Source organism: Streptomyces sp. NPDC045678 (assembly GCF_056432085.1).
The window spans coordinates 350,750-366,202 of record NZ_JBWKJS010000005.1 but is presented as its reverse complement, the minus strand read 5'-3'; the positions used below and the strand labels follow the sequence as shown (position 1 = coordinate 366,202).

Genomic DNA, 15,453 nt, shown 5'->3' with positions numbered 1-15,453 from the left:
TCGGACCCCGCTCATGAGTACGGAACGGATGAGCATGGAAAAGCTGAGTACGCGTTTCGAGCCGCGTTCCGAGCCGCGTTTCGATCTTCCCGAGGTCGACGCCTTCACCCGGCCCTACTGGGACGCCGCCGCCGAGGGGCGGTTGCTCGTTCGCCGCTGCGGGGCGTGCGGGGCGGCTCACCATTACCCGCGCGAGTTCTGCCCGCGCTGCTGGAGCGAGGACGTCTCCTGGGAGGAGGCGAGCGGCAGCGCCACGCTCTATACGTGGTCGGTCGTGCACCGCAACGACCTCCCGCCGTTCGGCGGCCGCGTCCCCTATGTCGCCGCGGTCGTCGACCTCGCCGAGGGGCCGCGCATGATGACGGAGGTCGTCGACTGCGAGGAAGGTGCGCTGCGGATCGGGATGCCGCTGCGCGTGACGTTCCGGGAAGCGGCGGAGGGGGTGGCGGTCGCCCTGTTCAGTCCTGCGGATACTGGTGCATGCGCATAGAGAGAACAGCGAGCACAGCGAGCACTCGCGGGCCAGCTCCGCGTCGCCCCCGTCTACACCCCCGCCGACCTGCGGGGCCGCGGATACGGAGGCGCCGCCACCGCGGCGGTCACCCGCGCCGCGCTCGACACGGGGGCGGCGGAGGTCCTGCTCTTCACGGACCTGGCCAACCCGACGAGCAACCGCCTCTACCAGCGCCTCGGGTACCGGCCGACCGGGGAATTCGCCCAGTGGGACTTCGCGGCCGCCGCCGGGGAGCCCGTCACGGCCACAGCAGCTCCCTGACCCAGGCGCCGCTGTCGTCCTTCCGGTACCGCAGCCGTACGTGGCGGCGTCGGGCGTCCCCCTGGAAGAACTCCACCTCCACGGGGTCGAGGACGTACAGCGTCCACGTCGGGGAGTCCGCGTCCGGCTCCGCCCGCGCGCGCTCCCAGGCGGCGGCGGACGACGTCTCCAGCTCCTCGTACGCCCCGAGGACGTCGCTCTGCCGCCCCACCAGCGCCGCGGCCAGCGCGCCGGTCGACCGGGCGTGCAGGTCGGCGATGCTCTCGGCGTGCGGCGCCGTGGTGACCGGCCCCCGCACCCGGACCTGCCGTCCCTGCGTCGCCCAGTAGAAGTGCAGGGCGGCCTCGGGGCGGGCCGCGAGCTGACGCCCCTTGCGGCTGCTCGCGTGCGAGGCGAAGTGCCAGCCGTGACCGTCGGCGTCGTGCAGCATCACGGTCCGCACATCGGGACCGCCGTCCTCCGCGACCGTCGCCAGCTGCAGGGTGTGCGGTTCGGCCTGGCCCGCCGCGACCGCCGACGCGAACCACGCGTGGAAGAGGGGAAGCGGCGCGGAGGGTGCGGCGGCCGGGTCGAACGAGGGCAACTCGACGTCCCAGACCCGCTGGGCCCGCAGCAGCTTCTGGAACTCGGTGGGGGAGGCGGCGTCCGGGCGGCGGGAGTCGGCTGTCGTCATACGCCGATTCTCACCCGCGCCCTCATCCTCGCGCTCTCGCGCTCTCGCGCTCTCGCGCTCTCGCGCTCACCCCCGCCCCAGTACCACCGTCCCCGAGGAGCAGAACCATCCGCCCGTGCCCGACGCCACCGCCAGCTCCGGGAGGCTGCCGTCGGCGCGTCTGACCTGGGCGTCGCCCGCGTCGCCCCGCAGCTGTCGTACCGCCTCCACCAGCAGGAAGAGGCCCCGCATGCCGGGATGCTGTGCGGAGAGGCCGCCGCCGTCCGTGTTGGTCGGCAGTTCGCCGTCCCGGAGCAGGCGGCCCTTCTCCACAAAGGCGCCGCCCTCGCCCTTCGCGCAGAAGCCGAGGTCCTCCAGGGTCACCAGGGTCATGTAGGTGAAGGCGTCGTAGATCTCCGCGATGTCGATGTCCGCGGGCCGTACGCCCGCGCGTCCGAAGGCGAGGCGGCCGCTGACCGCCGCCGGGGAGACCGTGAAGTCGTCCCACTCGGACATCGTGGTGTGCGAGACGTGCTCGCCCGCGCCGAGCACCCACACCGGGGCGGCGGCGCAGTCCGGTACGTACTCCTCCGCGACGAGCAGGACCGCCGCGCCACCGTCGGACCGAATGCAGCAGTGCAGCTTTGTGAAGGGGTCAGCGATCATCGGGCCGCCCAGGACGTCGTCGACCGTGATCGGGGCGTGGAACATCGCGTCCGGGTTGGTGGCCGCGTTCGCCCGCGCCTGCACGGCGACGGAGGCGAGCTGTTCCAGCGTCGTGCCGTACTCGTGCATGTGGCGGCGCGCGGCCATCGCGTACTTGGCGATCAGGGAGTGCCCGTACGGGGCCTCGAACTGCAGCGGGCCGCGCGCGCCGAAGGAGAGGTTCGAGGTGCGGCGCCGCGCCTTGATGTCGGCGCGGGCGGTGGAGCCGTAGACCAGGAGCACGGCGTTCGCACGGCCCGCGGCTATCGCGTCGACCGCGTGCGCGGCCATGACCTCCCAGGTGGCGCCGCCGACCGACGTCGAGTCCACCCAGCGTGGCCGCAGGCCGAGGTACTCGGCGACCTCCACCGGTGCCAGTGTGCCGAGGCCCGCCGACGCGACGCCGTCGATGACATCGCGGGCGAGACCGGAGTCGGCGAGCGCGCGCCGGGCCGCCTGGGCGTGCAGCGCGTACGGCGTCGCCTCGTCGACCCGCCCGCAGTCCGAGAGGGCGACCCCGGCCACGGCGACCTTGCGCGGCGCGGTGCGGACACGGTTCGTGTTGCTGGGCGCGGCAGTTGGCATGAATCTGACGGTACATCAGGTGCGGCGTCCGGCGGAGTCCGTCGGCACCGCTCTCTGTGCATATCGCCCCCACCGCCCTAGCATGACGGCCCGTCAGATCTGGGGCCGGGTCACCGTGCCCGGGGGAGGAGCCTGCCGATGGACGCCGCCTTCAGTGCGGAGCAGGGCGAGATCCGCCGCACCCTTCGCGAAGTGATCTCCAAGCGGTGCGGGCCCGACGAGGTCAAGGCGGCCGTGCGCACGCCGGACGGCCACGACACCGCCCTGTGGACCGCCCTCGCCGAACAGCTCGGGCTGCCCGGCCTCGCCCTGCCCGAGGCCTGCGGCGGCGTGGGCTGCACGGCCGCCGAGCTCGCCCTCGGCGTGGAGGAACTGGGGCGCGCCCTCGCGCCGACCCCGCTCCTCGCCACCGCCGTGCTCGCCGCCCCGCTGATCCTCGCCCTCGGCACCGCCGAGCAGCGCGCCGCCCACCTGCCCCGCATCGCCGCCGGCGAGCTGACCGCCGCCCTCGCCGTACCCGGCGCCGGGCTCGCCACGGCCCTCGGGCTCGTCGGGGACAACCACGGCGACTGGGCGGGCGGCGGCCGCGCGGGCGGCGTGCAGGCGCGGCCCGCCGACGGGGCGTGGCGGCTGTACGGCCAGGCCGAGCAGGTCATCGACGGGCACAGCGCGGGGCTGCTCGTGGTCGCCGCGCACGCGGGCGGGTTCGCCCGGTCCCGTACGCTCCTCTTCCTCGTACGGGAGGGGGCGCCCGGCATGGCGCGGGCCCGGCAGACCTCCCTCGACGAGACCCGTACGCAGGCCCGCGTCGAACTGCGGGACGTGGAAGCGGAGTTGCTGGGTTCCGACGACGCCGATGTGCCGGCCGCGCTCGCCGCCGTGGGGGACGTCGCGGCCACCGTCGTCGCCGCCGAGGCCGTCGGGGCCGCGGAACGCGCTCTGGAGCGCACCGTCGAGTACGTCAAGCAGCGCGAGCAGTTCGGTCGCGCGATCGGGTCCTTCCAGGCGGTCAAGCACCGGCTCGCGGACGTGTACGTCCAGGTGCAGGCGGCGCGGTCCGCCGCCTACTACGCGGCATGGGCCGCGGGCGCCGAGGCCGCCGGGTTCGGCGGGCAGGGCGCCGAGCGGGCCGGTGGGCTCGCGCTCGCGCAGGGGCTCGACGCGCTGCGGACCGCCGCGTCCGAAGCGGTGCAGCTGCACGGCGGCATCGGCTTCACCTGGGAGCACGAGGCGCATCTGTACTTCAAGCGGGCCTCCGGCGACGACCTCCTCTTCGGGCCGGTGCACCGGCTGCGGGCGCGGGCGGCGGAGCGGGCCGGGCTGTTCGAGAAGGCGGCCGTCGGGCCGGAGAGCGAGAGTGGGAGTGGGAGTGAGGGCGAGAGGGCGAGCGAGGGCGAAGGTGTGAGTGAGGGTGTCGCGGGCGAGCGCGGCGGCCTCGGGAGGGCCGTCTGATGGCGGGGGCCGGGCTGCGGCTCGTGCAGAAGGTGTCGTCCACCCGCGCCTTCGCCAAGGTCGCGCCGCACTTCGTGCCCGCCGTGGACCGGGCCGTGCACCGGCTGACCCGCGGCAAGGTGCTGCCCAGCGCGCGGATGCTGCCCGGCGTCATCCTGACCGTGCGCGGCGCGAAGAGCGGGGTGCCGAGGCGGACGCCGCTGGCCTGCATGCCGGAGGAGGGTGGGCGGAGCTGGGTGCTCGTCGGGTCGAACTTCGGGCGGCCGGGGCATCCCGCGTGGACCGCCAACCTGATCGCGGGGCCCGACGCCGAGGTGAACTGGCGGGGCACCGACATCCCGGTGCGGGCGAGGCTTCTGGCGGGGGAGGAGCGGGCCGAGGTCTGGGAGGCGGCGCTGAGGTTCTGGCCGCCGTACGCCGCGTACCAGGCGCGTGTGGAGCGGGAGATACGGCTGTTCCGCCTGGAACGCAGGCGGTGAAGGTCCGTCCCGACCACAACGGCGGATCACCGAAGTGATCCGCCGTCGGGCTGACAGGACCGGGCAAGAGGGCGAGCGGCTACTTTGTCGGCTTCTTACCCGTTACGCCCAGATGTACCAACATCGCCAGATTGGGCTTCAGTTCGGCCTGCTTCACGCCCCACGTCTGGAAGCCCCGCTGGTGGGAGGCGACCGCCGCGAGCATCGCGACGATGGAGCCGGCCATCGCCGTGGGGCTGATGTCCTTGTCGACCTTGCCCTTGGCCTGGAGCTCCTTGACGGTGTCCGTAAGGGAGTTGTTGACCGAGTTGAGGATCTTCATCCTGATTTTGTAGAAGCGCTTGTCGCCCTCGGCGGCGCCCAGGTCGACGACCCGGAGGATCGCGTCGTTCTTGCGCCAGAAGTCGAGGAAGCCCTCGACCAGGTCCTGGGAGGTCTGCCACCCCGCCTTGCCGACCCAGGAGCGCCCGTCGAGGAGCTGGGTCAACTCGGCGCCCTCCGCGGCCATTTGCTCCGCGATCTCCAGAACGGCGCCTTCGACGTCCGGGAAGTACTGGTAGAAGGTGGCTGGTGAAGTCCCCGCCTTCCGGGCCACGTCGATGACTTTGACGTCCCGGTAGGGCGAGGAGCTGAGCATCTCGCTGAGGCAGTCGAGCAGCTTCTGACGCGTCGCCTGACCGCGCCGACCGGCCACGCGGCCGTCGACGGTACGTACCTGTCCTGTCATGCCGTCAGCTTACCGAGGGGTGATCGGAGCGCGATTCGGCCGAGTGCAAATGGGGTTGAGGCGCGTGAGCGGGGCGGATGGGGCGTCGGATCGAGCCCTTGCGCACACCCCCCGAAAATAAGCCAAGCGTTCGAATCCTTGTGCTGCGGGGACCGGGGCGGGCCGTTAGCTTGACTTGCATGGACTACGCGGAGCGGAACGCAGGGGGCGGATACGCGGAGGGCGTGCCCTGCTGGGCCGACGCCATGCTGCCCGACGTCGAGGGCGGCAAGCGGTTCTACGGTGAGCTCTTCGGGTGGACTTTCGACACCGGTTCCGGACCGGAGTACGGGCACTACACGCAGGCGTACAGCGACGGCCTCCCCGTCGCCGCGCTCGCCCCCAAGGCCGACGGCCGCATGCCCACCGTATGGACGGTGTACCTGGCGAGCCCCGACGCCGCCGCGCTCGCCGAGCGCGTCAGGGGCGCGGGCGGCTCGATGATCACGGACGTCATGCCGGTGGGGCCCTTCGGCTCCATGGGGTTGGCCGCCGACCCTGAGGGCGCCGTCTTCGGCCTCTGGCAGGCCGGGACGCACCAGGGCTTCGGGAAGCAGGGGAAGCCCGGTTCGTACTGCTGGACCGAGGTGTACTCCCGGGACAAGGGCCTGGTCGACCCGTTCTACGAGCACGTCTTCGGCTACGGCGGCCTCGACCTGGACCTCGACGGCGAGGACTTCCGGATCTGGTCGCCCGCGGGCACCGAGCCGGGCCCGGACACCGCGATCGGCGGACGCGGCCTGCTGGCCGGGCTCACCCCGGCCGTCCCCGTCTCCGACCGGTACGTCCCCGCGCGGATGCCCGCACACTTCCTCGTCTACTTCAACGTGGACGACGCCGACGCGAGCGCCGCCACGGTGACCCGCCTCGGCGGGCGCGTGCGGACCCCGCCGGCCGACACCCCGTACGGCCGGATCGCGGTGTTCACGGACAATCAAGGGGCGACGTTCGCGGTCCTTCAGGGCTGATCGGCCGCCCCGAGGGCCCGGAGGCGGGGTTTTGTCCGTAGACACCCCGATCCCGCCCCGGGTTCGCAACCGTCGCCTCGGACAGGAAGAATCAGGGTGCGTGCCGCCGTAGCGGCTCGGTGGTGAGACGCTGCACGGGGCTGTCTTCTTCGGCGGCCGCGTACGGGGAGGTGGCAGGGCAAGTGGTGGATCAGCTGACGCAGCACGATCCGAGGCGGATCGGCCCGTTCGAGGTCCTCGGCAGGCTGGGCGCCGGTGGCATGGGTCTGGTCTATCTCGCGCGCTCGGCGTCGGGACGGCGCGTGGCGATCAAGACGGTGCGGACCGAGCTCGCCGAGGACCAGCTGTTCCGTGTCCGCTTCACGCGCGAGGTCGAGGCGGCCCGTGCCGTGTCCGGTTTCTATACGGCGGCCGTGGTGGACGCCGATCCGCGGGCCGCCGTGCCCTGGCTCGCCACGGCGTACGTTCCCGCGCCCTCCCTCGAAGAAATAGTGAATGAACACGGGCCGCTGCCCACCCAGGCGGTGCGCTGGCTGGCGGCGGGTGTGGCCGAGGCCCTGGAGTCCATCCACGGCGCGGGCCTGGTCCACCGTGACCTCAAGCCGTCCAACGTCCTCGTCGTCGAGGACGGGCCGCGCGTGATCGACTTCGGCATCGCGTCCGGCGTCTCCAACACCCGGCTGACCATGACGAACGTCGCCGTGGGCACGCCGGCGTACATGTCGCCCGAGCAGGCGAAGGACTCCCGCAGCGTCACCGGCGCGAGCGACGTCTTCTCGCTCGGCTCCACCCTCGTCTTCGCCGCCACCGGGCACGCTCCGTTCCACGGCGCCAACCCCGTCGAGACCGTCTTCATGCTGCTCAGGGAGGGCCCCGACCTCGAAGGGCTGCCCGCCGAGCTGCGCCCCCTCATCGAGTCCTGCATGCAGATGGAGGCCACGCGCCGCCCCACCCCCGGCGACCTCCAGTCCCAGCTGGCACCGCACCTCTTCGCCTCCGAGAGCGGCGACAACGACGACAGCGGCACGGCGTCCGCCTGGCTGCCCGAGCGGGCCGTCGCGCTCATCGAGGCCCGCAGGGGCGGCCGCCCGCCGGCCCGCGTCCCCGCCGGTGCGGGCCGCAGCGCAGGCGGCCGGGGCGCCGCCCCCGCCGCTGCTCAGGTGTCCGCCGTGCCCGCCACCGCGCCGCCGCCCCCGCCGCAGCCTCCGCGCCAGCCGTCCCACCCCTTCGCGGTCACGCCCGACGCGGGTCCGGTACGGCTCGCCGGGGCGAAGGTGCCGATCGGCCCCGGGCCGCGAGTGGCCGGCGCGCGCTCCTCCGCCGCGCCCGCCGCCCCCGGGCTCGCCGGCTCCTGGTCCCGCTCGTCCGCCCAGCGCGTCGCGGGCAACGGCGCCGACCCGGCCGCCGCCGCGGTGCCCGCGCCCGCCCCGGCCCCCGACGCGGGAGCCGCCTGGCGGCCCTGGCGGTTCCGCATGTCCAACGACGTCTGGGGCACCCCCGCCGTCGCGGGCAATCTGGTCTACGTCACGTCGTTCGAGGTCCACGCCCTGGACGTCGGCACCGGCCGCCGCAGCTTCAAGACGCGCGACGTCGCCTGGTCCATGGCGGTGGCCGACGGCCGCATCCACGCGTCCGACGGACCCACGCTCTACGCCCTGGACGGCGCCGACGGCTCCGACCTGTGGCGGCTGCCGACCGACGCCTGGGTGTACTCCCTCCAGGCCGACCGCGGCACCGTCGTCACGGGCACCCGGGGCGGCGGCGTGCAGGCCTGGGAGGCCGTCAACGGCGAGAAGCTCTGGGAGATCACCGGCGCGCAGACCGACTTCGAGACGCCGGAGGCCGGGCCCCGCGTCTGCGACGGCACGGTGTACGTCTGGAAGGACGCAAGGCTGCGGGCCCTGGAGGCACGCACCGGCGAGGAACGCTGGTCGTACCCCGTGGGCGACGCGGCCTCCTGCGGCGGTGTGCCGGTGCGGCTCACCCAGGCGCAGGACGGGTACGTGTACGTGGCCGCGGGCAGCCGTGTCCTCGCGATCGACGTCGCCGGGGGCCACGTCCGCTGGCACTTCGAGGCGCCCGCCGCCTTCCTCTGCCCGCCCGCCTTCGCCCCCGGGCCCGCCGTGACGGGCGGCGGTGTGTACCTCGCCGACTACCTCGGCACGGTGTACGCCCTCGACGCGACGGACGGCCGCGACCGCTGGCGCATCGCCACGGAGTCCCGCTCCTCCATCGAGCCGGTCCTCGTCGCCGACGGCCACGTCCACGTGGGCAGCGGCAAGGGTCTCTACACCCTCGACGCGGTCACGGGCACGCCGAAGTGGCGGTTCCAGGCGGGCGGCGAGGTCGTCGGCACGCCCGTCGTCGCCGACCGGCGCATCCACTTCGGCTCCACGGACCACCTCCTGTACACCCTGAAGGCGGACGACGGCCGCCTCCGCTGGAAGCTCGCCACGGGCGGCGAGATCACGGGGGCACCCGTGGTGCGGGACGGCGTGGTGTACGCGTGCAGCAAGGACCGCTGCGTGTACGCGCTGGACGCGGAGCGGGGGACGGGGACGTCGCCGAGGCCGTAGCGCCCCGTGGGCCCTCGCGCCCCGTCCTCACCCACGCCCCGTCCTCACCCACGCCCCGTCCTCACCACGCCCCGTCCTCACCGCGTACGGAAGTCGCCGCTCCTGCGGTGTGTGAACAGCTCCGCCTGCCGGTCCGGCGGGAGGTTGCCCAGGGCGATCAGGTGGGGCGCGTGCGCGAGGGCCTGCGCGCGGGCCGCCTCCTTCGCCGACCAGAGGGCCCGAACGGTGCCCTGCACCGCCTCCGTGGGGTACGCAGCGATGGTCTCCGCGGCACGGACGGCCGCCGGGACCGCCCCGCCGGACGGCGTCAGCTCGGAGACCAGGCCCGTCTCGTACGCGCGCCGGGCGGAGACCCGCTCGGCCGTGCCCATCAGCGCCATCCTCGCGACCTCGCCGAACGGCATGCGCTGCGCCATGTGGATCGTCTCGTACGCGCTGACCATCCCGTACGTGGTGTGCGGGTCGAAGAACGTGGCGTGCTCGTCCGCCACGACGAACTCGCACTCCCCGACGAGGTAGAAGGCGCCGCCGCACGCCATGCCGTTGACCGCGGCGATCACCGGCTTCCACAGATCGTTGGCCTTCGGGCCGATCGCGAGGAGCGGATCGTCGATCGTGTACGGGGAGGCGGGCTGCGGGACGTCCGTGTCCCGGTCGATGCCGGTGCAGAACGCCTTCTCGCCCGCGCCGGTCACGACGACGGCCCGTACCGAGTCGTCGAACCGGAAGCGGCGCCAGGCCGCGGCCAGTCCGTCCGCCGTTTCCACGTCGATCGCGTTGTGGCGCTCCGGGCGGTCCAGGGTCAGGACCGCCACGCCCGTGTCCTCGTCGACCGCCGTGCGCAGGGACCCGGCCGCGGAGGTCACGGGCGCTCCAGGATCCAGCGCGGGACCACGGTCCCGCCGACGTCGGCGAAGACGACCTGCACCTTCGCGCCGATGCGGAGCCGTTCAGGGGCGACCGAGTTCAGAGGGGCGTCCGGTGCCGCGACGAGGTTGCCGACGAGGCGGATCCGCGGGGCGTCGGCGAGCTCGACGATGATCGCGTTGTAGGGGGCCTGTTCGGCGTAGGCGGGGAGGAGCGGGGGGTGCGGGAAGACGTACGACCAGATGCGGCCGCGTCCGCTCATGCGACGCCAATTGCTGTCGAAGGACTGGCAGTGGGGGCAGCAGGGTCTGGGCGGGAACCTCAGCTCGCCGCAGGCGGTGCAGGTCTGTATGCGGAGCTCGCCTCGGGCGGCGTAGGTCCAGAAGGGGGCGCCGTCTTCGTCCTGCGTGGGCGTCAGGAGGGGGTCCGTCTTTGCCGTCGCGTCTGCCATGGTCTCTTCTCTCCCGGGTGCGGGTCCGTCGTGGCCGGTCGCGCAGTTCCCCGCGCCCCTGAAAGGCCCCCTACGGGGCCCTCAGGAGCAGCGCTGAGGTGGGGACGCCCTCTCCCGCCGTGACCAAGCACGTCTCCGCGTCCGGGACCTGGGCCGTGCTCGTGCCGCGGAGTTGCTTGACGCCTTCGTTGATGAGGTTGAAGCCGTGGACGTACGCCTCGCTGAGGCCGCCGCCGCCCGTGTTGATGGGGAGGCGGCCGCCGCTCTCCAGGGCGCCGCCCTCGGTGAACGCGCCGCCCTCGCCGCGGTCGCAGAAGCCGTACCCCTCCAGGGAGAGGGGGATGAGCGGGGTGAACGCGTCGTAGATCTGGGCGACGTCCACGTCCTGCGGGCCGAAGTCCGCCTGTTTCCAGAGGTGTCGGGCGGCGGTCCAGGCCGGGCCCGAGAGCGGGTCGTCGGTCCAGTAGTTGACCATGCCGTGGTGCTGGGCGGGCAGGCCCTGTGCGACGGAGTGGACGTACACCGGCTTCCGCCGGCAGTCGCGCGCCCGCTCCGCGGACACGATCACGCAGGCCAGCGCGCCGTCCGTCTCCAGGCAGTTGTCGAAGAGGCAGAGCGGTTCGCTGATCCAGCGCGACGTCATATACATGTCGCGGGTCAGCGGACGTTCGTACATCATCGCGGCGGGGTTCTGGTTGGCGCGGTTGCGGCAGGCGAGGGCGACGTTGAAGAGGTGGTCGCGGGTCGTGCCGTACTCGTGCATGTGGCGGCGGGCGAGCATCGCGATCTCGTCGGCGGGGCGGAGCAGGCCGAAGGGGCGCGTCCACTGGGCGGGCGTGGGGAGTTGGACCGTGGTGTTCTTCCAGGGGCGCGGGCCGCTGCCGCGTTTGCGGGAGCGCCAGGCGATGCCGACGTTCGCCTGCCCGGTGGCGATGGCGGACGCGAGGTGCCCGACCGTGGCGCAGGAACCGCCGCCGCCGTAGCCGACCTTGCTGAAGAAGGTGACGTCGCCCGCCCCGACGGCCTTGGCGACCTCGACCTCGTCCGTCTCCTCCATCGTGTACGAGGCGAAGGCGTCGACCTCGGACGGCGCGATGCCGGCGTCGTCGAGCGCGGCGACGATCGCCCGGCACGCCAACTCCTTCTCACTGGCCAGGAGTTGCTTGGCAAACGGTGTCTGGCCGATCCCGACTATCGCTGTGGCGTCCTTGAGTGAAGCCATGGACAACGGCACCTCCGCCGGTCGCGAGCGTGTCACCACTGCTGACAGCGCGTCAGGCTACAGCTAATCTGACGGATAGTCAGCTAGCAGGAGGAGCATGCGATGCGCGGCGACCTGGAGTGGGGCAGCATCCCGGGACTCGTACGAGCGGCCGCCGAGCGGTACGGCGCACGGGAGGCGGTCGTCGAGGGCCGCACCCGCGTCTCGTACGCGGAACTGGGCGAGCGCGTGGAGCACGCCGCGGCCGCCTGCATGGCCAACGGAGTCGAACCCGGCGACCGCGTCGCCGTCTGGGCGCCGAACACCCTCGACTGGATCGTCTCCGCGCTCGGCGCCGTCAGCGCCGGCGCGGTCCTCGTCCCCCTCAACACCCGCTTCAAGGGCACCGAGGCGGCGTACGTCCTGGTCCGCAGCCGCGCCAAGGTCCTCTTCGTCACGGGCACGTTCCTCGGCACCTCCTACGTCGCCTCGCTGCGCCGCGCCACCGCCGAAGGGCCGGGCGACGGACCGCTGCCGGGCCTGCCCCACCTGGACCAGGTCGTCGTCCTCGCCGACGACGCGCCGCAGGACTTCCGTACCTGGAAGGACTTCCTGGCGAGCGGCGACAGCGTCTCGGCGGACGCGGTCCGCACGCGCGCGGCCTCCGTCGAAGGCTCCGCGCCCTCGGACATCATCTTCACCTCGGGCACGACCGGCCGCCCCAAGGGTGCCGTCATCACCCACGCCCAGACCCTGCGCTGCTACGACATATGGAGCGACCTGGCCGGGCTGCGCGAGGGCGACCGCTACCTCATCGTCAACCCGTTCTTCCACACCTTCGGCTACAAGGCCGGGATCATCGCGTGCCTGACGCGGGGCGCGACGATGGTGCCGCAGCCGGTCTTCAACGTGGACACGGTCCTCGCCAACGTCGCCGCGGAACGCATCTCGGTCCTGCCGGGCCCGCCCACCCTGCACCAGTCGATCCTCGACCACCCCGCCCGCGGCCAGCACGACCTCTCCGCGCTGCGCCTCGTCGTGACCGGTGCCGCCGTGGTGCCGCTGCAGCTGGTGGAGCGGCTGCGGGCGGAGCTGCGCATCGCCACGGTCCTGACCGCGTACGGCCTTTCGGAGGCGAGCGGCATCGTCACGATGTGCCGGCGCGGCGACCCGGCCGACGTCATCGCGGCGACGTCGGGCCGGGCCATCCCCGACACGGAGGTACGGGTGGTGTCCCCCGGCGGCGAGCCGCTCGCCCCCGGCCACCCCGGCGAGGTGCACGTCCGCGGCCACCACGTCATGCAGGGCTACTTCGAGGACCCGGAGGGGACGGAGCGGTGCGTGACGCCCGACGGCTGGCTGCGGACGGGTGACGTCGGCGTCCTCGACACGGCGGGCAACCTCCGCATCACGGACCGCATCAAGGACATGTTCATCGTCGGCGGCTTCAACGCCTACCCCGCCGAGATAGAGCAGCTCCTCGGCCTGCACCCCGCCGTCGCCGACATCGCGGTGATCGGCGTGCCCGACCCGAGGCTCGGCGAGGTCGGCAGGGCGTACGTGGTGCGGCGCCCCGGATCCGTGGCCACGGCGGACGACCTGATCGCGTGGGCCCGGCGGGAGATGGCGAACTACAAGGTGCCGAGGGCCGTCGAGTTCGTGGCGGAGCTGCCGAGGAACGCGAGCGGGAAGGTGGTCAAGGGGGAGCTGCGGGCCGCGGCTAGTCGGTAGCGGCGCCCGACGCCTCCCGCTCGGCGGCACTGCGCTCGACACAGAACTCGTTGCCCTCCAGGTCGGTGAGAGTGACCCAGCCCAGGCCGTCCGGCCTGCGGTGGTCCTCGTGCAGCCGCGCGCCGAGCGCGAGGAGCCGCTCGACCTCCTCGTCGCGGGTGCGGTCCTGCGGCTGGAGGTCGATGTGCAGCCGGTTCTTGACGGACTTGGCGTCCGGCACGGTCACGAAGAGCAGGGCGACGCCGTCGGCCTTCACCAGGGCCTCCGGATCGCCGGGAAAGTCGTCGTCGGCGAGGCTGCCGCCGAGGACCTCGGCCCAGAAGGAGCCCTGGCGGTAGGCGTCGTGGGCGTCGAACGTGAGGTGGCGCACGAGAGAAGTCATGGACGGCACTCTTCGCTGCGTGGGGCGGCCCTGTCCACGGAAATACGCCGCCGGACCGCGGGGCCCGGAGGGTTCAGTGCCCGGTCGGAGGCGTCATGCAACCGGTCTCCGGGAAGCGGCCGTTGGCGTCGGCGCCGAAGCCGGCCTCGCCGACGTAACCGGTGACGCAGGCGTCGTCACCCACGCCGAGCCCGATCAACGCCCCCTCGGGCGTGACGTCCTCGTCGCCCTCGTAGGTCGAGTACATCTCCTGGACCTTCAGCCGATCCTTGTACCCCAGCTTGTCGACGAGTTCCGTCCGCACGCTGTCCGGATCCCACTTCTCCGCCTTCCACAGCCGCTTCAGGACGGGCTTCATGCGGGCGACCTCGGCCCGCGCCTCCCTCTGTCCGGCGGCGGACATCTCTCCCGGGCGCCGGTAGGCGTTGTTCTCCCTGTTGTGGGGCGCGCCGTCGACGACTCCGGGCTCCACGTAGGGGGAGGCGCCGGGGGAGGTGGCCGTGGCGTCGGCACTCGGTTCCGAGGCCGGCTCCGTAGCCGTAGCCGTAGCCGTAGCCGTAGCCGGAGCCGGAGCCGGAGCCGCGGTGGTGCCGGGGCGCTCGTCGCCGCAGGCGGTGAGGACGGTGGCGGCGCACAGGAACAGGGCGGGTACGGACGTCCCGCGGAGCGCTGTGTACGTCGAGGTGGCCATGCGCATGACTGTGCCATGACTGGCCACACACCGGACGCCGCGCCCCTGAGGAAGAAGGTCACCTTCCGCGCGGGCACGGTCGGCGTCTACGACCAGCAGCCCACCGGCAAGGCGGACAGGGCGGGTAAGCGGCTTCCCTCGAACTGACGGAGGCGGGCCTTCCGGTCGTCCCGGCGGTCGAGTGTCCGCGCGATGCGGACCGGCTGTCGCAGACGCCGACGTAGGCCGTCGAGCCGAAGGCGGGCGCGGACTCGACCGGCCCGGGACTCGTGTCGCGGGACGCGCTGGAGGTCCTCAATCCGTATCTGTCCCCGGACCTCCTCGACGAGGAGATGGGGGACGGGTTCGTGGCGGCGGTGCGGCGTTCGCCGGAGGGGCCGGTGACGGGCCGGGGCCCGTGGGCCCGTCCCGAAAGGGCGTCCCGGCTACGCGTACTGCCGCAGGAACCCTGGTGCGGCGCCGCGGCTTCCGCCGGGGGCGGAACGGGCCTAGCCTCACAAGGGAGGAGACCCCGCGGTGGCGATCCTCCTGAGTGTTCCAACGCTCTGCGGTCCCCAGACCCCGGACCATCAGGGTCGTCCCAGCGACCCGCGGCCGGGGCCGTACCGTCGACCTCGCACAGCCCCGGCCCACGCCCTACCGGCCCGTCCAAACGGGGCTCACTCCCGCGTGCCCCGGTGCCGTGAGGGCGCGTGTGCGCACCGGTACGTGGAGGGGAGCCGCGACGCCGGCGCGCACACACCCGGCCGCCGCCGACATCGGCGCCCCGCGCCTCGGCGGCGGCCGCCCCGCGCGCCGCGCAGACGTCAGCTCTGCGGCGGGGCCGGCATGTGCCCCTCGCCCAGCGGAGTGGTCGGCATGTGGCCCTCGCCCTGCGGGGAGGCCGGAATGTGACTGTCGCTCCGCGGCGCGACCGGCAGGTGGCTGTCGGCGAGCGCGGGGCCCGCGGCGGCACCTGCGGCGGCGGCCGCTACGGCGAGGGTGACGAGGGCCTTTTTGGTGCGGGTCATTCCAACTCCCTTGAAAGGTACAACTTTCGGATGTCACGGACGCTAACGGCGCATGGCACTGCTGTTCGAGTCGCAGGTGTGGTTCGCGCCCTTGAATGGCCTGAACCGGCCCCCGGACATACGTCGGCCGCGGCGGCTCCCCCTCCGCGCCGCCGCGGCCGA

The 15,453-nt window shown here is 73.1% G+C and carries 16 protein-coding genes and 1 pseudogene; 8 read left to right on the top strand and 9 right to left on the bottom strand.

The annotated features are described in order from the left end of the window. Positions 1 to 34: 34 nt before the first annotated feature. Together AC07DO_RS19740 and AC07DO_RS19735 are read left to right on the top strand one after the other, a co-directional pair. Complete coding sequence (locus AC07DO_RS19740) at positions 35 to 490, top strand: Zn-ribbon domain-containing OB-fold protein (protein WP_479061189.1); 456 nt, start codon at positions 35 to 37, stop codon at positions 488 to 490. A gap of 24 nt (positions 491 to 514) precedes the next feature. Next, positions 515 to 775 (top strand): annotated as a pseudogene (locus AC07DO_RS19735) (GNAT family N-acetyltransferase); the annotation flags it as partial. On the opposite strand, the gene AC07DO_RS19730 reads toward AC07DO_RS19735, so the two are convergent. Together AC07DO_RS19730 and AC07DO_RS19725 are read right to left on the bottom strand one after the other, a co-directional pair. Beyond that, positions 753 to 1,448 carry a pyridoxine/pyridoxamine 5'-phosphate oxidase gene (locus AC07DO_RS19730; RefSeq protein WP_479061187.1) on the bottom strand — a complete coding sequence of 232 codons (696 nt, stop codon included), beginning with the start codon at positions 1,446 to 1,448 and terminating at the stop codon, positions 753 to 755. The pseudogene AC07DO_RS19735 and the gene AC07DO_RS19730 overlap by 23 nt on opposite strands. Positions 1,449 to 1,514: 66 nt before the next feature. Then, a complete protein-coding gene (locus AC07DO_RS19725; RefSeq protein ID WP_479061185.1) occupies positions 1,515 to 2,717 on the bottom strand; it encodes a thiolase C-terminal domain-containing protein in 1,203 nt (400 codons plus the stop codon). A 138-nt stretch (positions 2,718 to 2,855) separates the two neighbouring features. Between AC07DO_RS19725 and AC07DO_RS19720 the strand changes: the two genes are divergently transcribed. Together AC07DO_RS19720 and AC07DO_RS19715 are read left to right on the top strand one after the other, a co-directional pair. Beyond that, complete coding sequence (locus AC07DO_RS19720; RefSeq protein ID WP_479061183.1) at positions 2,856 to 4,169, top strand: acyl-CoA dehydrogenase family protein; 1,314 nt, start codon at positions 2,856 to 2,858, stop codon at positions 4,167 to 4,169. Then, positions 4,169 to 4,648, top strand: coding sequence for a nitroreductase/quinone reductase family protein (locus AC07DO_RS19715; RefSeq protein WP_479061181.1), 480 nt, complete (start codon positions 4,169 to 4,171; stop codon positions 4,646 to 4,648). The genes AC07DO_RS19720 and AC07DO_RS19715 overlap by 1 nt, the downstream gene beginning before the upstream one ends. Positions 4,649 to 4,727: 79 nt before the next feature. Here AC07DO_RS19715 and AC07DO_RS19710 read toward each other — a convergent pair whose 3' ends face one another. Continuing rightward, positions 4,728 to 5,375 carry a TetR/AcrR family transcriptional regulator gene (locus AC07DO_RS19710; protein WP_479061179.1) on the bottom strand — a complete coding sequence of 216 codons (648 nt, stop codon included), beginning with the start codon at positions 5,373 to 5,375 and terminating at the stop codon, positions 4,728 to 4,730. A 179-nt stretch (positions 5,376 to 5,554) separates the two neighbouring features. Between AC07DO_RS19710 and AC07DO_RS19705 the strand changes: the two genes are divergently transcribed. Beyond that, on the top strand, positions 5,555 to 6,382 hold the full coding sequence (locus AC07DO_RS19705; RefSeq protein ID WP_479061177.1) for a VOC family protein: 828 nt from the start codon (positions 5,555 to 5,557) through the stop codon (positions 6,380 to 6,382). 182 nt (positions 6,383 to 6,564) lie between these two features. Further along, entirely contained in the window at positions 6,565 to 8,958 is a 2,394-nt protein-coding gene (afsK, locus tag AC07DO_RS19700) for a protein serine/threonine kinase AfsK (RefSeq protein ID WP_479061175.1), read from the top strand. Positions 8,959 to 9,035: 77 nt separating this feature from the next. Here afsK and AC07DO_RS19695 read toward each other — a convergent pair whose 3' ends face one another. The 3 genes from AC07DO_RS19695 to AC07DO_RS19685 all read right to left on the bottom strand — a co-directional run bounded on the left by AC07DO_RS19695 (position 9,036) and on the right by AC07DO_RS19685 (position 11,498). Then, positions 9,036 to 9,824, bottom strand: a complete 789-nt coding sequence (locus AC07DO_RS19695) for an enoyl-CoA hydratase/isomerase family protein (protein ID WP_479061173.1) — start codon at positions 9,822 to 9,824, stop codon at positions 9,036 to 9,038. After that, on the bottom strand, positions 9,821 to 10,276 hold the full coding sequence (locus AC07DO_RS19690; protein ID WP_479061171.1) for a Zn-ribbon domain-containing OB-fold protein: 456 nt from the start codon (positions 10,274 to 10,276) through the stop codon (positions 9,821 to 9,823). Before AC07DO_RS19690 ends, AC07DO_RS19695 begins: the two co-directional genes overlap by 4 nt. Before the next feature lie 70 nt (positions 10,277 to 10,346). Next, positions 10,347 to 11,498, bottom strand: coding sequence for a lipid-transfer protein (locus AC07DO_RS19685; protein WP_479061169.1), 1,152 nt, complete (start codon positions 11,496 to 11,498; stop codon positions 10,347 to 10,349). A gap of 102 nt (positions 11,499 to 11,600) precedes the next feature. Between AC07DO_RS19685 and AC07DO_RS19680 the strand changes: the two genes are divergently transcribed. Continuing rightward, positions 11,601 to 13,208 (top strand): FadD3 family acyl-CoA ligase, encoded by a 1,608-nt coding sequence (locus AC07DO_RS19680; protein WP_479061167.1) that lies wholly within the window; start codon positions 11,601 to 11,603, stop codon positions 13,206 to 13,208. Here the strand turns inward: AC07DO_RS19680 and AC07DO_RS19675 are convergent. Further along, a complete protein-coding gene (locus tag AC07DO_RS19675; protein WP_479061165.1) occupies positions 13,198 to 13,590 on the bottom strand; it encodes a VOC family protein in 393 nt (130 codons plus the stop codon). The genes AC07DO_RS19680 and AC07DO_RS19675 overlap by 11 nt on opposite strands. A 73-nt stretch (positions 13,591 to 13,663) precedes the next feature. Further along, positions 13,664 to 14,281 carry a hypothetical protein gene (locus tag AC07DO_RS19670; RefSeq protein ID WP_479061163.1) on the bottom strand — a complete coding sequence of 206 codons (618 nt, stop codon included), beginning with the start codon at positions 14,279 to 14,281 and terminating at the stop codon, positions 13,664 to 13,666. 15 nt (positions 14,282 to 14,296) lie between these two features. Here AC07DO_RS19670 and AC07DO_RS19665 point away from each other — a divergent pair, with 15 nt between their 5' ends. Beyond that, positions 14,297 to 14,428, top strand: coding sequence for a hypothetical protein (locus AC07DO_RS19665; RefSeq protein WP_479061161.1), 132 nt, complete (start codon positions 14,297 to 14,299; stop codon positions 14,426 to 14,428). A gap of 659 nt (positions 14,429 to 15,087) precedes the next feature. Here the strand turns inward: AC07DO_RS19665 and AC07DO_RS19660 are convergent. After that, complete coding sequence (locus AC07DO_RS19660) at positions 15,088 to 15,291, bottom strand: hypothetical protein (protein WP_479061159.1); 204 nt, start codon at positions 15,289 to 15,291, stop codon at positions 15,088 to 15,090. Positions 15,292 to 15,453: the final 162 nt, after the last annotated feature.